This is a genomic window from Aeromonas sp. 600948, assembly GCF_049174875.1.
GTDB classification, from domain to species: Bacteria; Pseudomonadota; Gammaproteobacteria; order Enterobacterales; family Aeromonadaceae; genus Aeromonas; species Aeromonas veronii_A.
Genome location: NZ_JAAKTY010000026.1, coordinates 38,333 through 57,709 on the forward strand (window position 1 = coordinate 38,333; position 19,377 = coordinate 57,709).

Genomic DNA, 19,377 nt, shown 5'->3' on the forward strand with positions numbered 1-19,377 from the left:
CCACTGCCCCGCCAGAGATCAGGGGAGAGGGTCGGGAGCGGGTGAGGAGGGGGCGCTGACGAGCTGCATCACTTCAATCTGGATACCCTGCACCAGCACGGTTTTCAGATCTTGCAGGTACTCCTCCAGCGGCGACTCTTGCAGCAGCTGGGCAAGCTCGTTGCCCACCGGGGTGAGGCGGTAGTAGAGCAGGGTGATGTTGTTCTGCTTGCACTGCAGCTGCCAGCGCTGGTTGCCGAACTCCAGCTCGACCCCATCGGCGGGCAGCGGGCCGGACTCCAGCTCCGCGCGATGCAGCAGCCCCAGCTCAAACAGTTGCAGCAGGGCGTTGTAGGGCAGCCGGTATTTGCCAAGGCCAAGGCGGGTTGCCTTGGCACGACTCAGCAGGGTGGCCCCCTTGTGCAGCCCCAGCAGCAGTCGCTGCTCGTCGCTGCCGGTGTAGTGGCAAGTCAGTGAGCAGATACGTTGGAACAGCTGGGCCTCGCGCTGGGTCATCTCTTTGAGGGTGGCGAGCGCCCGGATGGAGAAGCGGCCCGGCGTGGCGACTTCCAGCGCGAAGATCCGCCCCCACAGCTGCTGCATCGGCACCATGCTGATATCTTCCGCCAGTTGCAGGAAGCGGGTCAGCCAGTCGCTGTCCATCTCGCCGCCAGCTGCCGTCTCTTCGCAGTGGCGGGAGGCCATCACCATGATGGCTTCCAGATTGCGCTGACGGGCGGCCTGATCCGCCAGATGGCGAAAGGTGGCGCGCTGTTCGAAGGTGCTGTCGGTGTTGCGGGTGAGCATGCCGTCGATACCGCGACTGCGGGCCAGACGCAGGGTCTGCTCCTGGCTGCTCAGGATCGAACTCTCTTTTTTCGGGGGGGGGAGGTCTGCCATGCTGACTCCATTCGCACAGGTTCTGGAGCTGAATGTTACTCCAACCGGGATGCCAAGATAACAAAGCGGCCTCCGTGGAGGCCGCTTTTTTTGCAACGGGAGGATTACTCCTCGTAGACGCTCACCTCGACCGCTTCCATCGAATAGGAGGCGGTGGCCATCTCGTGGCTGGAGCTGACCGTGCGCATCTTGCCCTTCACCCAGATGGCATCCCACAGGTCATCCACCGGTGCACCCTTGGGGTAGCTCACATAGATCACCTGATTGGTGGGGGGCGGCGGCACATGGATGCAGGCGCCGAAGTAGGGCACCAGCAGGAAGGCGGTGATCTTCTTGGCATCCCCTTCCAGCGGCACCACGAAGCCCGGAATGCGCACATCCTGGTTGTCCAGCTTCTTGTTTACCCCGCCCACCGGTTGCGGCACCGACATGGGATCTTCGTGATTGACCTGGGGCGGTGGCAGCAGTTTTTCCCCTTCCGGGATCAGTACATCCCAGTCGATGGTTTTGTAATCGGCGGCCAGGGCGGGCAGCACCAGCAGGCTGGCGAGCAGCGCCACAATTTTCCACTTCATCATCTGTCCTTCTGTTTCGATTTTTGGGCGTCTCGCTAGACGCGAATGCTCATACCATCGCTCAGGCTGTAGCGGTAAGCGCGGGCGGCAGGGAGCAGGCCGATCACCATGCCTGCCAGCCACACTACCCCCAGCAACTGCCACTCGTAGGTGCTCGGCAGCCCCAGACTCAGTTGCAGGCCATAGTGGCTGAGCAGCCAGGGCGAGGCAAGCCCCTGTCCCAGATAGAGCACGGCGACGCCGAGAGCGATGCCGACCGTGGTCAGCGCCATCGCCTCCAGCGCCAGCAGCAGGAACAGGTGGGCAGGGCCCGCGCCGAGGGATCGCAAGATGGCGAGCTCCCGGCGTCGTTCGTTAAGCCCTGCCAGCAGGGTAGTCAGCATGCCGATCAGGCCCGCCACCACCACGAAACCGGCGATGACCGAGAGGGCGGTTTCCGCCACGCTCATCAGGCTCCACAGCTCCTGCAGGGCGGCCCCCGGCAGGATCGCCATCAGCGGCTCTTTGGGATAGGTGTTGACGCTGCGCTGCAGCTGGAACGCCAGAATGCGGTTGCTCAGCCCCACCATAAAGGCGGTGATGGTTTTCGGGGTGAGATCCTGCGCCAGCGCCTGCTCCGGTGTCACGTTCTTGCTGTGGCGGCCGGTGTCCCAACCGAGATGGATCGCCTCGATCCCCGCCAGCGGCACATGGATGGTGCGATCTATGGGCGTACCGGTCGGCGCCAGAATACCCACCACCTTGAACGGCAGATTGTCGTGCTGGCTGAAGGAGGTGTTGCCAGCGCCGTGGGCGATGACGATGGATTGGTCAAGGTGATAGCCGAGCTTCTCGGCCACCTGAGCGCCCAGCACAGCTTCAAACGGCGTCTCGAAAGGCCGCCCTTCCCGCAGTTGCAGCGACTGCTGCTGACCGTACTTCAGGTGGGTGAAGTAGTCGCCATTGGTGCCGAGCACCCGAAATCCCTTGTGGGAGTCGCCAAGGGAGAGCGGGATGGTCCAGGCTACGCCCGGTTTCTGCTTGATGGCCTGATAGGAGTCCCACCCCACGTTGTTGGTGGGGTTGCCGATGCGAAACACCGAGTAGAGCAGCAGGTTCACCTGACCGGAGCGGGCGCCGACGATGAGATCGGTTCCCGAGACGGTGTTGGAGAAGCTTTCGCGGGCCTGGGTGCGCACCCGCTCCACCCCGAGCAGCAGGGTGACGCTGATGGCGACGGCCAGCAGGGTGAGCCCGGCGGTAAGGCGGCGGGCCCAGAGACTTTGCAGGGCGAGCTTTAGCATGATGCCCTCCGGTTGAGCTGTTGCAGGTTTTCGACCCGCGGGAACAGGGGTTCGAGATAAGGGTCGTGGCTGACGAAGATCAGGGTCGAGCCCTGCTTGTCGCACTCCTCGAACAACAGCTTGATAAAGGCGGCCCGGTTGTCGGTGTCGAGTGCCGAGGTGGGCTCGTCCGCGATCACCAGTGGCGGCGAGCCGATCAGCGCCCGTGCGGCGGCAACCCGCTGCTGCTGGCCGATGCTGAGGGCATGGACGGGGCGATGCAGTGCGTCATCCGGCAGTTGCAGCTCCGCCAGCAGACGGCGCGCCTCCTGCTCCGGACTCCCTTGCAGGCGAGACCGTTTGGCGGGCGAAAAGGTGAGGGCAGCGGTCACGTTGTCCTGCACCGAGAGAAAAGGCAGCAGATTGAACTGCTGGAAGATATAACCCAGATTGGCCGCCCGGAAGTGGTCACGGGCACGGCCAGAGAGCCGGGCCAATGGTTGGCCCAGCACCTCCAGGGTGCCGTGGTTGGCGGTCTGGATCCCGGCCAGCAACCCGAGCAGGGTCGACTTGCCGGAGCCCGACGGGCCCTTGATAAAGACCCGCTCACCCTCGCGGATGGTGAGGGCGGGCAGATCGAGTACAGCGTCGCCACCTGGCCAGGCAAAGGCCAGATCGCGGATCTCAACCACGGCTTTTTTCATGGCGTTACCAGCTCAGCTTGTTGGCGGACGGGGTCAGCTCGCCAGCGGTCTGGCCGGTGGGCAGGATCCCCTGCACGCTCAGCTTCTCAAGGCTCGGATAGACGCTGAACAGGGTCGCCTCAAGGCCGGTCAGTTTGGCCGGCGTGGCGCAGGTGTAGGTGTACATGGCGCCCATATCGGCGTGGCCCGCTTCGTCATGATCATGGTGGTCTTCATGTTTGTTGCTGGCAGCCTTGTCATGGTCATGGTCATGGTCATGGTCATGCTCTTCTTTGGCGGCTTGCAGCTCCTGCTGGGTCAGTTTGCAGCCAGCGGCCGGGTCGAAGCGGAAAAGGGCGTCAGGCTGCTGGAGGCGGGCGACCGCCTTGGCATACTGCGCCTTCTCTTCATCGCTCTTGGCTGCGTGCTCGAAGCCTACCAGATCGGCTGCAGGCGCCTGCAGCTCGATCATCAGCTGGTCGCCATCGACCACCAGATTGAGGTGGCCATGGCCATGCTCGTGGGCGCCGTGGCTGTGGCTCTCGTGTTCGTCGTGATTTGCGTGTGCGCCAAAGGCCGCTGCGGCCAGCAACAGAGTAACTGCTTTCATCTTTAATCCTTTTTCAAAACAAATAGCGAAATTAAACAAAGGGATAGATAAAAACAGAGGCGGGCGGCGCACGGATGGCATAGCTGTGAAGCGTGGCTGTATCCGCCGAGCGCTGCATGGTTGCAACGACGGGCAGAACAGAGGTCGAACCGGGGAAACAATAGGGGGTGGCGGTGATGACCTGCTTGCCATCCAGATGGAGGGCGCAAACCAGGCAGTGATGGTCGTCGTGGCCGGGCAGGGCAGATTCAAACTGGTGCCGGGCAAGGGCAGGCTGCAGCCATAACCAGCCCAGCAGCAAGATCCAGATTTTCAGCTTGATACGACCCATAGACCCTTATGGAAAGGGCGCCATCAGCGCCCTTTCTCTCTGACTTAGAGATGGGACTTGATGAGCCCCATCACGGTAGCAATGTTGTTGGCGTCGAGCTGGCCATCTTTGGCAAACAGCACCTTGCCCTCTTTATCCAGCAGAATGATCGCCGAGCTTTCCGGCGTCAGATCCCAGGCGTTGCGCGCCATGCCCTTGGCATCCAGCACCATGGCGGACCAGGGGAACTCTTTCTTGCTGTCCTCGGCACTGCTCTTCACGAAGCCGGAGGTGCCCCAGATGGCGTCATTGCTGTTGATGACGGTAACGGTCTGGTACTTGTCTTGCGGCAGCTTGGCGGCCTTGATCGCCTCGATCATCGGGGCGTTCAGCTCCTTGGCACTGGAGCGACCGGCAATATGCTGGATCAGGAACACCTTGCCGGTGAGCGAGGTGCTCTGCCACGGCTGGTAGCCGATATCCTTGCCATTCAGTACCAGCTCCCCCTTGTCGCTGACATTGACCAGCGGCACCGGGTTGCCATCCTTGAAGTTGTGAGCAAAGACCAGAGATGGCAGCAGCGCCAAAGTAAGTACGAGATGTTTCATCCTGATGACACTCCATTTGTTATGTTATAACGAGTTTCGGATTGAGGGAATGGACGAGCTTCATCCTAAACTGATCGGATCTGTTTAAAAAGTGTTAAATAAGATCGCAATTCAGAAGCGTCGGCGCCCCGCCAGTCAGGTGGTTGGCTGGCAAGGGCGGCTAGGATGGCATGACATCGATAAAAATCAATGAATTGGCTGCTGGTCTGAGCTGTCTGCGTCAGTAGAGCGACTCGCTGATGAGGGGGATCTTGGCCATGGTCATCTGCTGGGCCAGCAGGGACGAGCCGGTCAGCAGCACATGGCGCTGATTGTTGATCACCACCACATCACCGGGTACGCCACTGTCTGCCGTAATGGCCAGCCAGGCAGGGGAGACGCTGCCGATGCTGATATCCGGATAGATGATGCTGAGCACATATTGCGGGGCCAGCTCTGCCAGCAGGCTGGCCATCAGCAGAGCCTTCTCATCGCTGTCGGCCTTGTTATCTTGCAGTGCCTGCAGCGGCGGCGCGAAGTGATCCAGCTGCTCCGGCTGGGTGGGGATGGCGTTTAGCCACTCTTGCATCAGGCTGACGCTGGTGGCGAGATCCTTGGCGGCAAACTGCTGCGCCAGTGGCTTGAGGTGCCCTTTGAAGTGGTAGAAGAGCTGGGAGTAATCGGGGCGTACGCAAGGCAGTTTGCGATTGGCAGGATGGACGCAGGGTATCACCCTCATCTGGTAGAAGGCATCCTCCTGATACTGTTGGTAGGCTTGCCAGAATAGCAGCGACTCCATGCTGTCGTCCCGCAGGGTGAAGGCCTGCTCCAGATTGCGAAACTTGGTAGCTGTCTCGGGGCTGCTCTGATTGATCAGGTTGATGCTGTTGTAGAGCCGTGGGCTGATATAGGCGTAAAGGGTCTCCAGCGGATTGGTGAGAGAGGCCTTCAGCAGGCTCATCTCGTGGCGACTGGCGGCCATCACCTGATCGTCGGTGGTCAGCTGGAAGTGCTTGCGCTGGCCATCGGTGGATTGCCACTGCCAGCTCATGTTGATCTCGCTGGCGTTGCTTGTGGCGCCAAGGGTGGTGTAGAGAGTGAGGCTGAGCAACAGCGCGGGGGTCAGCTTCATGGTGGTGCTTCCTGCCGTGGACGATAATTAACAACTAGGTGAGCCGGCACCACTTTGGTGATGTTTCGTTTTGTGATCTGGATAACAGATTGATGTGACTTTTAATTTAATTGTGAAATTAAGTCACTCTGGAGGGGTTATGAAGCCTTGGATCATAGTGCTGTTTGGGCTGCTCAGCCTGCCAGCCATGGCGGGTCAGGTGATCGTCAACAAGGGGATGTCCGTTGCGGATACCTTTGCCCTGCGTGACCAGCTGGCGCGCGAACACGAATGGCAGGAGTGGCTGCGCTACCAGCAGGCCATCAAGTGGCTGGAGGTGTTGCCGGTCAACTGCGAGCTGATGAGCCAGCCGGGCGGCGGCTATCGCTGTGGCGGTGATTACTATCGTCCCTACCAGAAAGATGGCCGTGAAATATACATTCAGGGCAATCCTGCCGAAGAGGCGGCCGGTCTGCTGCCGCAAACACCGACAAAAAAGGCGCCATAAGGCGCCTTTTTTACAAACCGAGTGATGCTTACTTGGCAGCGTAACGCTCGGCAGAGGTTTTGATCTCGGCTTCGGCAGCGGCCTTGTCGCCCCAACCTTCCACCTTGACCCATTTGCCCGCTTCCAGCTCTTTGTAGCGCTCGAAGAAGTGCTGGATCTGGGCTTTCAGCAGTTCCGGCAGATCGTTCACATCCTGGATGTGGTCGTACTGCTTGGTCAGCTTGGAGTGCGGCACGGCAACGATCTTGGCATCTTCGCCAGATTCGTCGGTCATCTTCAGCACGCCAACCGGGCGGCAGCGAATGACGGAGCCGGCCAGCAGCGGGTAGGGGGTCGGAACCAGTACGTCGACGGGGTCACCATCCAGAGAGAGGGTCGCGTTCACGTAGCCGTAGTTGCACGGATAGAACATCGGGGTAGACATGAAGCGATCAACGAAAATAGCACCGCTGTCCTTGTCGACTTCGTATTTGATCGGGTCGGCATTCTGCGGGATTTCGATGATGACATAGATATCGTCGGGCAGGCTCTTGCCAGCCGGTACCAGGTTCAGGCTCATGATAATTCCTTCGTTGTTAGTATCAGGTTTGCAGGCCGATATTATAGCGATGTGATGTTAAATGACCATATTTCAGCGGTTATCGTTAACAAAGAAGGGGGATGTTTCCGCTTTGCGGCACTTTGATGTGTGCGGGATGCAACAAAACGGCTGTTTTGATGCTCTGCCGGTGAGCAAGGTCACCGGCAGAGCATGTGGAGTTGCGAGTAAAGAGGGTCAGAGCGAGTAGGGGAGTCTCGACTCGTTGACCAGTCGCGACAGGGCTGTCACTACATGAGGGTCAAACTGGGTACCGGAGCGGGACTGGATATACTCCATGGTCTGCGTCAGCGTCCAGGGCTCCTTGTAGGGGCGCTTGCTGAGCAGGGCATCGAACACATCGACTACCGCCACAATCCGCGCCGACAGCGGGATCTGCTGGCCAGCCAGCTGCTGCGGGTAGCCCTTGCCATCGAAGTGCTCATGGTGGCCCCGGGCGATCTCTGCCCCCAGCGAGAGGTAGCTGGTTCCCTCCACCATTTCGCCCGCCTTGTGCAGGATATTGGCGCCGATACCGGCGTGCTGCTCCATGATGGCCCGCTCTTCCGGGTCGAAACGGCCGGGCTTGTGCAGGATATGGTCCGGGGTGCCCACCTTGCCCACATCGTGCAGGATGGAAGCCATACCGATCATTTCGACAAACTCCGGAGTCAGTTGCTCCGGGTAGACCGCCATCTGCTTCAATTCGGCCACGATGGCATCCGAGAGCTTCTGCACCCGCAAGACATGCTCGCCGGTATCGGAATCACGAAACTCCGCCAGCGCCGCCAGCGCCACCACGGTGGCCTCCTGGGCACGAAGCAGCTGGTTGTAGAGATAGAGATTGTCGTAGGCCGCCGAGATGCGCTGGCAGAAGACATCCAGCAGGTCGCACTCGAGAGGATCCAGAGGCTGGGTCGGGGTGAAGCTCAACACGAACTCGCGGCCATTCTGGGCTGCAATATAGAGAGAGTCCTGCGGGTGTTCAAAGCGGTTGCAGCGCTCGTTTAACGCCTTCATGACCGACTCTTTCAGGGCAGAAAATTCATCAAGGCTCTTCTCCTCCAGCAGCGCCTCGTAGTCTCCGGTTGCCGCCAGGATCTCAAGCCCATGTTCGCCTGGACGGCGTTCGGCACAGATGGCCCCTTCGGTGCCCACATCGAGAATGGCGCTGATCTGTTTGAGCACGCCGGAAGCAAACTCCTTGAGTGAATGGAGATGGTAGAGATCGCCCGCGCCCTCCAGAATTTTGCCGAGTCCCTGTCGGCTCTTGTCGATGGCGCTGAGGGTTTCGTAGGAGCGAAGGGAGGCGATGACGGTGGTGAAGAGTTTTTGTACCGTCAACTCGGTCTTGGTCTTGTAGTCGTTGATGTCGTAATCGAGGATCACCCTTTGTTCCGGTGCCTGACCGGGTTGGCCGGTACGCAGCACGATCCGCACCAGCGAGTTGCGCATCTCGTTGCGGATCCGGTGCACCAGCCGCAAACCGGCATCTTCGGTCTCCATCACCACATCCAGCAGGATCAGGGCAATCCTGGGATTGGCCTCCAGCATGGTGGCGGCTTCTGCACCACTATAGGCGTTGAGCAGCTCGAGCGGGCGAGATTTGTATTGAATATTGGAGAGGGCAAGCCGGGTGGCGTGATGAATATCCGGCTCATCATCCACGATCAGCACTTGCCAGGGATTGAGTGCCTTGGGGACCACGACCTCTTCATCATCGAGTTCGATGATGTCGTCATCCAGCCAGATATCGTCCTTGTCTTGGGCACTGCTCATATCGGTTACGCCTCCGGCGCTCAATGAGTATGTGAAGAGTATGCACGATCACCTCTGTCAGGATCATCAGGATAAGCAGATATCGTGAGCTGGCACCGCCTCTTTCATCTTTACTCGAAAGGCTCAAGATAACTCTGGATCGATTTTTTCAACCAGGCCAATACTTTGCCGTGATAGGCATTTTCTGCCAGATAGACGCCATAGTCTCGCCACTGCAGGCTGAACTTGTGCTTCAGGGTCAGCAGGGTGCCTTGTCGCAGCTGGCTCTGGATAAGTGGCGAGGGGAGCACCGCCCAGCCCAGCCCATCGAGGACCGCGTTACGCATCAACTCGAAGCTGGAGAGACCTATATGCTGGCCTCCCACAGGTAGCAGGCTTTTTACAGAAAATTCATCTACATACGAGAGAGTTACCTGGGTGTGATCGGTCAGATCCTGCTGTTTGACCCGCTTCAGTCCGGCCAGCGGATGGCTGGGCGCCACCACCATCAGGGTGCGGATCGGGTTGAGCAGATCGATGTTGAGGCCGCTGCGCTCCTGATCCTCGGTAATAAGGCCAAATGCGGCATCGACGAACCCCTCTTCCACCAGCGCTGGCAGTTCAGGCGGAGAGGCAAGCACCAGCGAGATACTGGTGCCGGGAAACTGGTTGTGCAGGCTGGCCAGCATCTCGCGCCACACTTGCTCGGGGATTGCGTCATCGCGGGCAACCCGCAGCGCCACTTCGGCACCCGAGGCGTAATGTTTGCACTTCTGCTGCAAGCTGTTGGCCGCCTGTAGCAGGCGAGTGCAATCATCAAGTACCAGCTCGCCGATCTCGGTCAGGCGACTCTGATTGGCTCCTCGTTCGAAAAGTTCGACGCCAAGCTCAACTTCCAGTGCTGCGATGGAGGTGCTGACAGCGCTGCGGCTTTTGCCGAGACGACGGGCGGTGTTGGCAATAGAGCCGCTATTGGCTGACTCTACAAAGAGTTCTATCTGATATAACTTCATGTTTTACAGACCATGACGGAGTTTTTCACCATCACCTTAGCGTGCCGAACCAAGGCAAGGCAAACCTGTGGCGTCGGAATAATCGACGCTGAGCGATTGTCGCGAGTTGCTTCTCCCCGTTTACCATCTCTCCCGTCGAAGCAACAAAGGCATCTTATATGTTATTAAGTCGTATGTTTCTGGCCCGGCTATTTTTGACCGGCGCCATCGTGACCGAGGTCGCCGGTACCTCCAGCATGGCCATGATCCCCGAGCAGGGAGCTGGCTGGATGAATTACATCCCGATGTGGCTGTTGATCGGTTTCTCGTACTGGTTGCTGGCGAAAGCCGCCAAAACAATCTCCATTGGTATTGCGTTTGCGCTCTGGGAGGGGCTCGGGATCACCCTGATCACCATAGTGTCGGTCATGTTCCTTGGTTACGATGTGACCGTTCAGGAGCTGATTGGCCTGGCTCTCGCGATAGTGGGGATTGTTATGGTGACCATGGGGGAGACCCATGATGAGCCTGCAGACAAGTCAGTAGAAGCGGAGGCCACAGCATGAGTCCGTTTGTGATTGTACTGGGTGCCGCACTGATCGATATCGGCGCCAACATGGCCATCAACCGCTCCAAGGGTTTTCGTTACAAGGGGTGGGGCTTCCTGGGGATCATGCTGGTACTCGGCGCCTTTACCCTGCTCTCGGAAGCGGTAAGTGGTGGCCAGATTGACCTGGCTGTTGCCTACGCCACCTGGGGGGCTATCGGCATCGTCGGTACGGCGCTTGGCGGTTTGCTCTTCTTCGGTGAGCGGCTCAAGCCCATCGGCTGGGCTGGCATGATGGTGATGGCGCTGGCTGTCGTTATGTTGACTACCGCCTGATAACCTGAAGCAATAAGAAAAGCCGCCCGGTCGCAACCGAGCGGCTTTTGTTTGGCTGATTGCTTGGTCGATGCAGGCTCAGCGCGGCGCTTCGTAGAGCTCCAGCGGCAGACCGTCCGGGTCGGCGAAGAAGGTAAAGCGCTTGCCGGTCAGTTCATCCACCCGCACTGGCTCAACATCGACTCGATGGGCATGCAGATGGGCGATGACGCGGTCAAGGTCGCTGACCCGAAAGGCGAGATGGCGCAGGCCGCACGCCTCGGGGTGGGAGGGGCGCTCGGAAGGCGAGGGGAAGCTGAACAGCTCCAGCTGGCTGCCGTCCGGCAGGGCCAGATCCAGTTTCCACGACTGGCGCGCCTCGCGCAGGGTCTCGGCGATGATGGGCAGCCCCAGTACCTCGTGATAGAAGTGGCGCGATCGCTGGTAATCGCTGGCGATGATGGCAACGTGGTGGATGGCCTCAAACAGCGGCTGGTGCATGGTGACTCCTTGTAAGCGGGATGGCGAGACGGGCAGCCCGGGCTACCCGTCTCCCTCGGTCAGTTGAAGAATCCACCGAACCAGTCGTCCAGTGCGCTGCGTGGCGTACCCGGGCTGCTGCAGCTGGTCGGTGAGCCCATGGTCGATACCTTGGCCGGCACCTGCAGGCTGCCCGGGCAGTCGCTGGTGACGCGGGTGCCGCTGGCACGGGAGAAGTTGGCCCAGGTGATCCCCTCCGGGATCTGCAGGCTCAGGCTGTTGACGCCTCGCTGGCTCATGTAGCCGCTAAAGAGCTGCAGTGCCCCGCTTGCGCCGGTCAAGCCCGCCGGGGTGTTGTCGTCGCGCCCGACCCAGATACTGACCAGCTCGTTGTTGTCCATCCCGGTAAACCAGGAGTCGCGCAGCTCGTTGGTGGTGCCGGTCTTGGCTGCCATGGTGGCGCCGGGGAACTTGGCACTGAGGGCGCGGGCCGTGCCCTGACTCACCGTCTTGGTCATGGCGAACAGGGTCAGCCAGCTTGCTTGCTGGTCGGTGACCCGCTTGGCGGTCTGATCATGCTGATAGAGCAGGCTGCCATCCCCGTTGACTACGGCGCGAATGGCCGACAGCGGCTGGGTCAGTCCCTGATTGGCGATGGGCAGATACATCTGGTTCACCTCCAGCGGCGAGAGGGCCACTGCCCCCAGCACCAGCGACGGATAGGGCTGGATCTCCTGCTGGACTCCCAGCTTGTGCAGGGTGTCGACTACCTTCTCCAGCCCCACCTGCAGACCGAGATTGACGGTCGGTACGTTGAGGGAGCTGGCCAGCGCATCCATCAGCGGCACGCTCTGGCGGAACTTGCGATCGTAGTTTTGCGGCGTCCAGACCTGACCATCCTGACCGCGAATGCGGATCGGCTGATCTTTGAGCGGGGTCGCCAGGGTCAGACCGTTTGAGAGACCGGTAAGGTAGACCGCCGGTTTCACCAGCGAGCCGATCTGGCGGCGGGCATCCAGCGCCCGGTTGAACCCGGCGTAGCGGGGATCGCGGCCACCCACCAGCGCGACCACTTCGCCCTTGTGCCAGTCGGAGACCACCATGGCCGCCTCCAGCTTCTTCTTGCCGCGCAGCTTCTCGATATCGGCGAGGCCCGATTCGACCGCCCGCTCGGCCGCGTGCTGGGCGATGGGGTCGAGGCTGGTGAAGATCTTGAGGCCGGACTGCTTGAGCAGATCGGCGCCGAAGCGGCTCTGGATCTCTCGCTTGAGCAGTCCCATAAAGGCCGGGGTGCGGCCATAACTCATCTGGCCACGGGTGATGATGCCGAGGGGTTGGCGGCTGGCCAGTTCATACTCTGCCTGGGTCAGGCTGCCGTGATCCATCAGCAGCTTCAGCACCAGATCACGGCGGGTCTTGGCCCGCTCCGGGAAGCGCCATGGGTCGTAATAGGAGGGGCCTTTCACGAGACCGACCAGCAGGGCGACCTGATCGATATCCAGCTCGTTGACCGGAATGCCGAAGTAGAAGTAGGAGGCGAGGCCGAAACCATAGACCCCTTGCGAGAAGTTCTGCCCCAGATAGACCTCGTTGAGGTAGGACTCGAGGATCTCGTCCTTGCTGTAGCGATAGTCGATCAGCACCGCCATGTAGGCTTCCTGCAGTTTTCGCCACAGGCTGCGCTCACGGGTCAGGAAGAAGTTCTTGGCCAGCTGCTGGGTCAGGGTACTGCCCCCCTGCACGGTGCGACCCGCGATCAGGTTGGCGAACATGGCGCGCATGATGGCCACCGGCGAGACGCCGCCATGCTGGTAGAAGTCGCGATCTTCGGTGGTGAGCAGGGTCACCAGCAGGCTGTCGGGCACTTCGGCGATACGCACCAGCAGGCGATCTTCCCGATCTTCGGTATTGAGGCGATCGAGCAGCACTGGGTCCATCTGGGCGTAACCGAGCTGGCGCTGGTTCTCCAGCGACTGGATCCCCTCAAGGCGCGGGCCGTTGAAGGTGAGGCGCAGGCCACGGGCTCCGTCGGCGCCATCATAGAACTCGAACGGGCGGCGAATAAGCTCGATGCGGTTGCCGTTGATGGTGTATTCACCCGGCGTGTGAGGCTGGCGCACCTGCTTGTAGCTCAGCATGTTGAGCTCGCGCAGCATCTGGTCTCGCGACAGGCGCTGGCTGGGGTAGAGCTCCAGCGGGCGGCTGTAGACCATCACCGGCAGCTGCCACTTCTCGCCATCGAAGCGCTCGCGCACCTTGGTATCGAGGTAGATGCCAAACACCACCATAAAGGCCGCCACCACCAGAGATAGCTTGAAGCCAAGCCAGAACAGCTTGCGCCAGATGGTGCGTTTGGGCGCTGCCTTCTTGGGGGCTCGCTTGCGTCGTTGGGTTGCCATAAATCCTCTTTGCTTTCTTTTCTACTTGTTATGTCGCATTCGCGAACGTCCGATCGGGCCTGGCCAATCGAACCTAGATACCCATCTTCTTCTTGGTGACCCTGGTCGGCATCGCCTCCAGCGGATTATCCGGCCAGTAGTGGCGGGGATAGCGTCCCTTCATCTCTTTCTTCACCTGTTCGTAGGATCCAGCCCAGAAAGCAGCCAGATCGGCGGTGATCTGCAGCGGTCGCTGGGCAGGGGAGAGCAGCTCCACTACCAGCGGCACCCGGCCATCGGCCACGCAGGGGGTCGAGCCTTGCCCGAACATCTCCTGAATCCGCACCGGGATCACCGGTGCCTGCCCTGGCTGATAGCGGATCCGCACCCGGCTGCCGGTCGGTGCCGCAAAGTGGCTCGGCAGCGCCTCGTCCAGCCGTTTGGGCAACAGCCAGGGCAGGGATTGGCGCAGGATGTCGCTCATATTGAGCCTCTTCAGCTGCTCCAGCCGGGTCATACCGCTCACCGCTGGCAGCAGCCACTGTTCCAACGTGGCCAGCAGGCTCTCGTCATCCATCGCGGGCCACCCCTCATCGGGCAGCCAGTCGCGGGCACAGCGCAGACGGGCCAGCAGCCCTTCGCTGCTCTCGTCCCAAGGCAGCACATGCAGCCCCTTGCGGCGAATGCCTTGCAGCAGGCAGCGCCCTTTCTGCTCGTCAGAGAGTTCGGTCAGCGGCCGCTGGCTCAACACCAGTTCGCCGATCACCTGCTGGCGTTCGGCGCGCACCCGCTCCTCGCGCTCGTCCCAGTCGAACCACTGCCGTTCGCTGACCAGTTCCGGCAGCAGGCGTACCAGCTCGTCCAGATCGACCGGTTCGGCGATAAAGATGCGGCTGCCGCGATCGTTCTGCCCCATCTCGATAGCGATAAGGGCGGCTTGTCCCTGACAGGGATGACCTTCTACCAGATCGCAGCTCACCCCACCACTGAGTTGATAGCGACTGCCGCTGCGCAGTTTGCCGATGCGATCCGGCCAGGCGAGGGCACAGAGTAGCCCCAGCCACTGACCCTGTGCATTGGCAGGGCGGGCGCCAAGCCGTTCAAACCAGCGGGCAGCGTTTTGGCGCAGGGCGTTTTGACGGCGGTGGAACAGCACCGAGAGGCGCTCCGATCCTCGCAGATCTTCTTCCTGCAACGCCACCAGATAAGCGGCATCGGCGACAATCCCTGTCAGACCCTCTGACTCCAGCTCGCGGGCGCGCAGCAGCATGCGAGCGAGGCGAGGGTGAGTACCGAAGGCGGCCATGGCGCGGCCAGCGGGAGTGAGTTGTTGCTCACCCTCCGGCTTCATGGCGCCAAGGGCCACCAGCAGCCGCTGGGCGCTGGCCACCGCGGCGGCGGGAGGCATATCGAGAAGCGGCAGATCTTCCACCTTTGCCCCCCACTGGGCGGCGTCCAGCAACAGGCTGGTCAACTCCTGAGTGAGGATGTCTGGCGGGCTCTGCTCGGCGAGCCGTTCCTGCACTTCGTTGCTCCAGAGCCGGTAGCAGAAACCGGGGCCGAGACGGCCAGCGCGACCGGCCCGCTGGGTGGCGGAGGATTTGGCTATCTGGCGGGTTTCCAGCCGGGTGACACCGCTTTTCAGATCAAAGGAAGCCCGTCGCTCCAGCCCGCTGTCGATCACCACCGAAATCCCTTCGATGGTGAGGGAGGTCTCCGCCACATTGGTGGTGAGCACCAGCTTACGGCGGCCGGCAGGCGCTGGTTCGATGGCTGCCTGCTGCGCCGCCATGTCGAGGCGGCCGTAGAGGGGGGCGAGGGTCACGTCGTCCGGCAGTTTGTCTGCCAACCATTGCACCAGTCGCTCGATCTCACCCTGTCCCGGCAGAAAGACCAGCAGGCTGCCATCTTGCTCGGCCAGCGCTTCGAGCACCACGGCACCGACCTGCGGCTCCAGCCATTGCTGGCGATTGGCGGGGCGGTAGTGGTAGTCGATGGGAAAACCGCGCCCTTCCGAGCGAACCACAGGGGCATCCGGCAACAAGGTCTCGAGTGCCATGCCATCCAGGGTGGCGGACATCACCAAGAGCTTTAGGTCATCGCGCAGCCCTTGCTGGCTCTCGATGGCGAAGGCCAGCGCGGTATCGGCGTGCAGACTGCGTTCGTGGAACTCATCGAAGATGACCAGCGAGACGCCAGTCAGCTCAGGGTCTTGCTGCAACATCCGGGTCAGCACCCCTTCGGTGACGATCTCGAGCCGGGTCGCTGAGCTGGTGCGGCTCTCGCCACGCACCCTCAGGCCGATGCGCTCGCCCACCTTCTCCCCCAGCTGACGGGCCAGAAAAGTGGCGATATTGCGCGCAGCCAGGCGCCTTGGCTCCAGCATGATGATGCGGCCGGGCAGCCGGTTCTGACGCACCAGCTCCAGCGGCAGCAGGGTCGATTTGCCCGCGCCGGGCGGCGCCTGCAGGATCACGCTGGTGTGGCTGTCGAGGGCGGCAAAGAGTTCGGGCAATACCGAAACGATGGGGAGCTGGGACAAAGCGATGAGCACCTTTTGTAGCAACCGGTAAAACGGCGCCTATTCTGCCACAGCCACCCGCGCCACCGTGAGTGGATGTGCGCAGATGGCTACTCGTGCGGGAGGCTGGCGAGACATGGCCGAATGGCTGCCATAGAATGGGTCCATCCAATGAGCGTGAAAAAGGCATTATCACCACATGGCCAAACTCTTCTTTGCCCTGCCCGTCAAGGAGCTCGCCCCCGAGCTCATCGCCTGGCGCGATCAGCTGCCCTGGCCCGGTCAGCCGGTGCCGCAAGCCAACCTCCACCTGACCCTGGCATTTCTGGGTGAGGCTGACGAGTTGACCACCCGCCGCCTGATCGCCGCCGTGGAGCGTCAGCACTGTCCGCCGCTCTCCATCAGGCTGGATGAGACCGGCTGGTTCAGCCGGGCCAAGGCCGCCTGGATTGGCCCGAAGGAGTGGCCCAACGAGCTGACCGTGCTGGCGAAGGCGCTGCGCCGCCACGGTGAGAAGTTGCGTCTTGGCAATGGCGAGCAGGGTTATCGCCCCCATGTCACCCTGTCGCGCAAGGCGGTCGAGGCCCCTGCCATCCTGCCTGCCCCAAATTTTCTGCTGCAGGCCGATGAGTTCTGCCTCTATCAATCCATCTCGACTCCGGACGGGGTGCGCTACGAGCCGCTTGCCTGCTGGCCGCTGCAGGCCCGGGTAAAAGAAGACGCGCGGAGGGCTAACCCGTGATCTTTGATCCCCCCTTGCAATCGGGCCAGCTGGTGGCCCGCTACAAGCGCTTTCTGACCGATGTGCAACTCGATAACGGCGAGGTCATCACTATCCACTGCGCCAATACCGGTGCCATGACCGGTTGTGCCGATCCGGGCACCCGGGTCTGGTACTCCACCTCCGACAACCCCAAGCGCAAGCTGCTCAACAGCTGGGAGATCGCCGAGAGCACGGCGGGCCACTTTATCTGCGTCAACACGGCGCGCGCCAACCAGATTGCCCGGGAGCTGATCGAGCAGGAGGCCATCGCTCCGCTGGCGGGGTACAGCCGGTTGCGCACCGAGGTGAAGTATGGCGAAGAGAACAGTCGCATCGATCTGTTGCTGGAAGATGACGAAAAGGGCAATTGTTACATCGAGGTAAAATCGGTCACCCTGCTCGACGAGCGGGAGGAGGCTGGCATGGGCTACTTCCCCGATGCGGTCACTGCCCGTGGAGCCAAGCATTTGCGCGAGTTGATGGCGATGAAAGCGGCGGGCCACAGGGCCGTGCTGCTCTTTATGGTGCTGCACTCCGGAATAAGCCGGATGCGCCCTGCAACCCATATAGATCCGCACTATAGTCTGCTAATTGAGCAGGCAATCGCGGCGGGGGTTGAAATTTTATGCTATCGGCCCCATGTTGGGGTGCAAGGCATGGTGGCTCAAGGGTTTGTCCCGTTTGAATCTGGTCACCTGTTACCCGAGGGGAGTGCATAAATATTGGAGTGGGTAACATTATTGGTACGGCTCGTTTGCTTACCCGTTACCCTTCTGCTATAGATGTCGCCCTCAATTTATGGATGGCACGGGTAGCGTGCTGAATTAGGAGACAGGGCATGCCAACAGGCGAAAACAGGAAATCTCTGGGCCCCCTGGCCATTGCGGGTGTCGCGCCTTACCAGGAAAAGCCGGGTGAGGAGTACATGAATGACCAACAAAAGGCGCATTTTCGCAAGATCCTGGGTGCCTGGCGCAACCAACTGATGCAGGAAGTTGATCGTACCGTCGACCATATGAAAGACGAGGCTGCCAACTTCCCGGATCCCGTGGATCGTGCCGCGCAAGAAGAAGAGTTCGCTCTTGAACTGCGTACCCGCGACCGTGAACGCAAGCTGATCAAGAAGATCGAGAAGACCTTGCAGCTGCTTGAAGACGATGATTTCGGTTACTGCGAACACTGCGGTATCGAGATCGGTATCCGTCGTCTGGAAGCCCGTCCGACTGCCGACCTCTGTGTCGATTGCAAGACGCTGGCCGAGATCAAGGAAAAACAGATGGCCGGTTGATCCCGACCCTCTGGTATATGAAAAAGGGAGCTCGCGGGCTCCCTTTTTTATTGAGCTTTTGGCGGTCGCGCCCCAGAATGCAGCCTCAATGAATTGCTTACCCGAACAGTCATGCCAGTGAATCCCCCGTCCTCACCCCTTGCACGTCCCTATGTCGGCCGCTTTGCACCTTCACCCTCAGGCCCGCTCCACTTCGGTTCGCTGATTGCGGCCCTCGGCAGCTTTTTGCAGGCCAGAGCGCAGCAGGGGCGCTGGCTGGTGCGCATCGAGGATATCGACCCGCCGCGGGAAATGGCAGGGGCTGCGACCCTGATCCTCAAGACTCTTGAAGCATATGGTCTCGAGTGGGATGGGGAGGTGATGTTCCAGAGCGCACGCCACGGCCGTTATGACGAGATCATCGACCAGCTCTATCGGGCGGGGGACCTCTACTGGTGCCGCTGCACCCGGCGCGAAATCATGGCTGCGGGCGGTCTCTACAGTGGTCACTGCCGTACCCTCGGGCTTGCGGCCGAAGGTTGCGCGGCCCGGCTGCGGCAGCACCATCCGGTCTACCACTTCGACGATCGTTTGCAGGGCCATATCGCGGTCCCTGCGGCGCTTGCCGAGGAGGATTTTATTATCCGCCGTCGCGACGGGCTTTACGCCTACAACCTGGCAGTGGTGGTGGATGATATGGACAGCGGCATCACCGAGATAGTGCGCGGCGCCGATCTGCTCGAACCCACGGTGCGCCAGATTGCCCTCTACCAGACCCTGGGTGCAGCGTTGCCCGACTGGGTGCATCTACCGCTGGCGGTGCTGGCAGATGGCAACAAGCTCTCCAAGCAGAACCATGCGCCGGCCCTGGCGCTCGATGAGGTGCGACCGGCCCTGTGGCAGGCGCTGCACTTCCTCGGCCAGTGCCCGCCCCCCGAGCTGATGGCGAGCCGGATCGACGAGATCATCGAATGGGGCATCGCCAACTGGCAGCTCGAACGGGTGCCAGCCAGCGAGAAGATCCCGCTGGACATAGAGTAAAGAGAGCCGGTTTTCGTGTAATAGGACGTGAGCTGGGCGCTGATAGACCGCTATTTTCGCTGGCAGACGGTTTCATGCGGGATCAATTTTCAGCACGGTTTTTCATTTGGTCAGGTGTGAGCTATGTGCAGATTGGCCGCTATTTTCGCTGGCGGACGGTTTCATGCGGGATCAATTGTCAGCACGGTTTTTCATTTGGTTAGGCGTGAGCTA

21 protein-coding genes are annotated in these 19,377 nt (G+C 60.9%); 7 read left to right on the plus strand and 14 right to left on the minus strand.

Going from position 1 to position 19,377, the window contains the following annotated elements; all coding sequences use genetic code 11:
* Nucleotides 1-18: 18 nt before the first annotated feature.
* From G5182_RS17950 to G5182_RS17985, 8 genes are all read right to left on the minus strand, one after another.
* On the minus strand, nt 19-879 hold the full coding sequence (locus tag G5182_RS17950; RefSeq protein ID WP_227341389.1) for a TIGR03899 family protein: 861 nt from the start codon (nt 877-879) through the stop codon (nt 19-21).
* Nucleotides 880-983: 104 nt separating this feature from the next.
* A complete protein-coding gene (locus G5182_RS17955; RefSeq protein ID WP_026034852.1) occupies nt 984-1,457 on the minus strand; it encodes a DUF3299 domain-containing protein in 474 nt (157 codons plus the stop codon).
* Between the two features lie 32 nt (nt 1,458-1,489).
* Nucleotides 1,490-2,737, minus strand: a complete 1,248-nt coding sequence (locus G5182_RS17960; protein WP_005354695.1) for an ABC transporter permease — start codon at nt 2,735-2,737, stop codon at nt 1,490-1,492.
* Nucleotides 2,731-3,420: an ABC transporter ATP-binding protein gene (locus tag G5182_RS17965; RefSeq protein WP_216975925.1), complete on the minus strand. Its 690-nt coding sequence runs from the start codon at nt 3,418-3,420 to the stop codon at nt 2,731-2,733. Before G5182_RS17965 ends, G5182_RS17960 begins: the two co-directional genes overlap by 7 nt.
* A 4-nt stretch (nt 3,421-3,424) precedes the next feature.
* Nucleotides 3,425-4,009, minus strand: a complete 585-nt coding sequence (locus tag G5182_RS17970) for a DUF2796 domain-containing protein (protein ID WP_421254600.1) — start codon at nt 4,007-4,009, stop codon at nt 3,425-3,427.
* Between the two features lie 31 nt (nt 4,010-4,040).
* Complete coding sequence (locus G5182_RS17975; RefSeq protein ID WP_110303537.1) at nt 4,041-4,340, minus strand: DUF2607 family protein; 300 nt, start codon at nt 4,338-4,340, stop codon at nt 4,041-4,043.
* A 44-nt stretch (nt 4,341-4,384) separates the two neighbouring features.
* Nucleotides 4,385-4,927, minus strand: a complete 543-nt coding sequence (locus tag G5182_RS17980; protein WP_005343253.1) for a YtfJ family protein — start codon at nt 4,925-4,927, stop codon at nt 4,385-4,387.
* A 220-nt stretch (nt 4,928-5,147) separates the two neighbouring features.
* The gene (locus G5182_RS17985; RefSeq protein WP_167557564.1) at nt 5,148-6,038 is read right to left on the minus strand and encodes a hypothetical protein; all 891 of its coding nucleotides are present in this window, start codon (nt 6,036-6,038) and stop codon (nt 5,148-5,150) included.
* Between the two features lie 139 nt (nt 6,039-6,177).
* On the opposite strand from G5182_RS17985, the gene G5182_RS17990 reads away from it, so the two are divergent.
* Nucleotides 6,178-6,525 (plus strand): hypothetical protein, encoded by a 348-nt coding sequence (locus tag G5182_RS17990; protein WP_167557563.1) that lies wholly within the window; start codon nt 6,178-6,180, stop codon nt 6,523-6,525.
* A 28-nt stretch (nt 6,526-6,553) separates the two neighbouring features.
* Here the strand turns inward: G5182_RS17990 and ppa are convergent, their stop codons facing one another.
* The 3 genes from ppa to G5182_RS18005 all read right to left on the minus strand — a co-directional run bounded on the left by ppa (nt 6,554) and on the right by G5182_RS18005 (nt 9,873).
* The gene (gene ppa / locus G5182_RS17995; RefSeq protein ID WP_005335667.1) at nt 6,554-7,084 is read right to left on the minus strand and encodes an inorganic diphosphatase; all 531 of its coding nucleotides are present in this window, start codon (nt 7,082-7,084) and stop codon (nt 6,554-6,556) included.
* A 216-nt stretch (nt 7,085-7,300) separates the two neighbouring features.
* Nucleotides 7,301-8,881 carry a DUF3369 domain-containing protein gene (locus tag G5182_RS18000; protein ID WP_216952039.1) on the minus strand — a complete coding sequence of 527 codons (1,581 nt, stop codon included), beginning with the start codon at nt 8,879-8,881 and terminating at the stop codon, nt 7,301-7,303.
* A gap of 110 nt (nt 8,882-8,991) precedes the next feature.
* Nucleotides 8,992-9,873 (minus strand): LysR family transcriptional regulator, encoded by an 882-nt coding sequence (locus G5182_RS18005; protein WP_216979467.1) that lies wholly within the window; start codon nt 9,871-9,873, stop codon nt 8,992-8,994.
* Between the two features lie 158 nt (nt 9,874-10,031).
* Between G5182_RS18005 and G5182_RS18010 the strand changes: the two genes are divergently transcribed.
* Both G5182_RS18010 and G5182_RS18015 read left to right on the plus strand, forming a co-directional pair.
* Nucleotides 10,032-10,418: a DMT family transporter gene (locus tag G5182_RS18010; protein ID WP_005335660.1), complete on the plus strand. Its 387-nt coding sequence runs from the start codon at nt 10,032-10,034 to the stop codon at nt 10,416-10,418.
* Nucleotides 10,415-10,735: an SMR family transporter gene (locus G5182_RS18015; protein WP_005335659.1), complete on the plus strand. Its 321-nt coding sequence runs from the start codon at nt 10,415-10,417 to the stop codon at nt 10,733-10,735. Before G5182_RS18010 ends, G5182_RS18015 begins: the two co-directional genes overlap by 4 nt.
* Before the next feature lie 78 nt (nt 10,736-10,813).
* On the opposite strand, the gene G5182_RS18020 is transcribed toward G5182_RS18015, so the two are convergent.
* The 3 genes from G5182_RS18020 to hrpB form a co-directional block, all read right to left on the minus strand.
* Complete coding sequence (locus G5182_RS18020) at nt 10,814-11,215, minus strand: VOC family protein (protein ID WP_227341387.1); 402 nt, start codon at nt 11,213-11,215, stop codon at nt 10,814-10,816.
* A gap of 59 nt (nt 11,216-11,274) precedes the next feature.
* A complete protein-coding gene (mrcB, locus tag G5182_RS18025) occupies nt 11,275-13,593 on the minus strand; it encodes a penicillin-binding protein 1B (protein ID WP_227341386.1) in 2,319 nt (772 codons plus the stop codon).
* Nucleotides 13,594-13,666: 73 nt separating this feature from the next.
* Nucleotides 13,667-16,114 (minus strand): ATP-dependent helicase HrpB, encoded by a 2,448-nt coding sequence (hrpB, locus tag G5182_RS18030; protein WP_227341385.1) that lies wholly within the window; start codon nt 16,112-16,114, stop codon nt 13,667-13,669.
* Nucleotides 16,115-16,292: 178 nt separating this feature from the next.
* Between hrpB and thpR the strand changes: the two genes are divergently transcribed.
* The 4 genes from thpR to gluQRS all read left to right on the plus strand — a co-directional run bounded on the left by thpR (nt 16,293) and on the right by gluQRS (nt 19,164).
* Entirely contained in the window at nt 16,293-16,835 is a 543-nt protein-coding gene (gene thpR / locus G5182_RS18035; RefSeq protein ID WP_201939158.1) for an RNA 2',3'-cyclic phosphodiesterase, read from the plus strand.
* Nucleotides 16,832-17,575, plus strand: coding sequence for a DNA/RNA nuclease SfsA (gene sfsA, locus G5182_RS18040; protein WP_201939152.1), 744 nt, complete (start codon nt 16,832-16,834; stop codon nt 17,573-17,575). The genes thpR and sfsA overlap by 4 nt, the downstream gene beginning before the upstream one ends.
* A gap of 119 nt (nt 17,576-17,694) precedes the next feature.
* Nucleotides 17,695-18,144, plus strand: a complete 450-nt coding sequence (dksA, locus tag G5182_RS18045; RefSeq protein ID WP_005335644.1) for an RNA polymerase-binding protein DksA — start codon at nt 17,695-17,697, stop codon at nt 18,142-18,144.
* 111 nt (nt 18,145-18,255) lie between these two features.
* Nucleotides 18,256-19,164, plus strand: a complete 909-nt coding sequence (gluQRS, locus tag G5182_RS18050) for a tRNA glutamyl-Q(34) synthetase GluQRS (protein ID WP_421172731.1) — start codon at nt 18,256-18,258, stop codon at nt 19,162-19,164.
* The last annotated feature ends 213 nt before the right edge of the window (nt 19,165-19,377 follow it).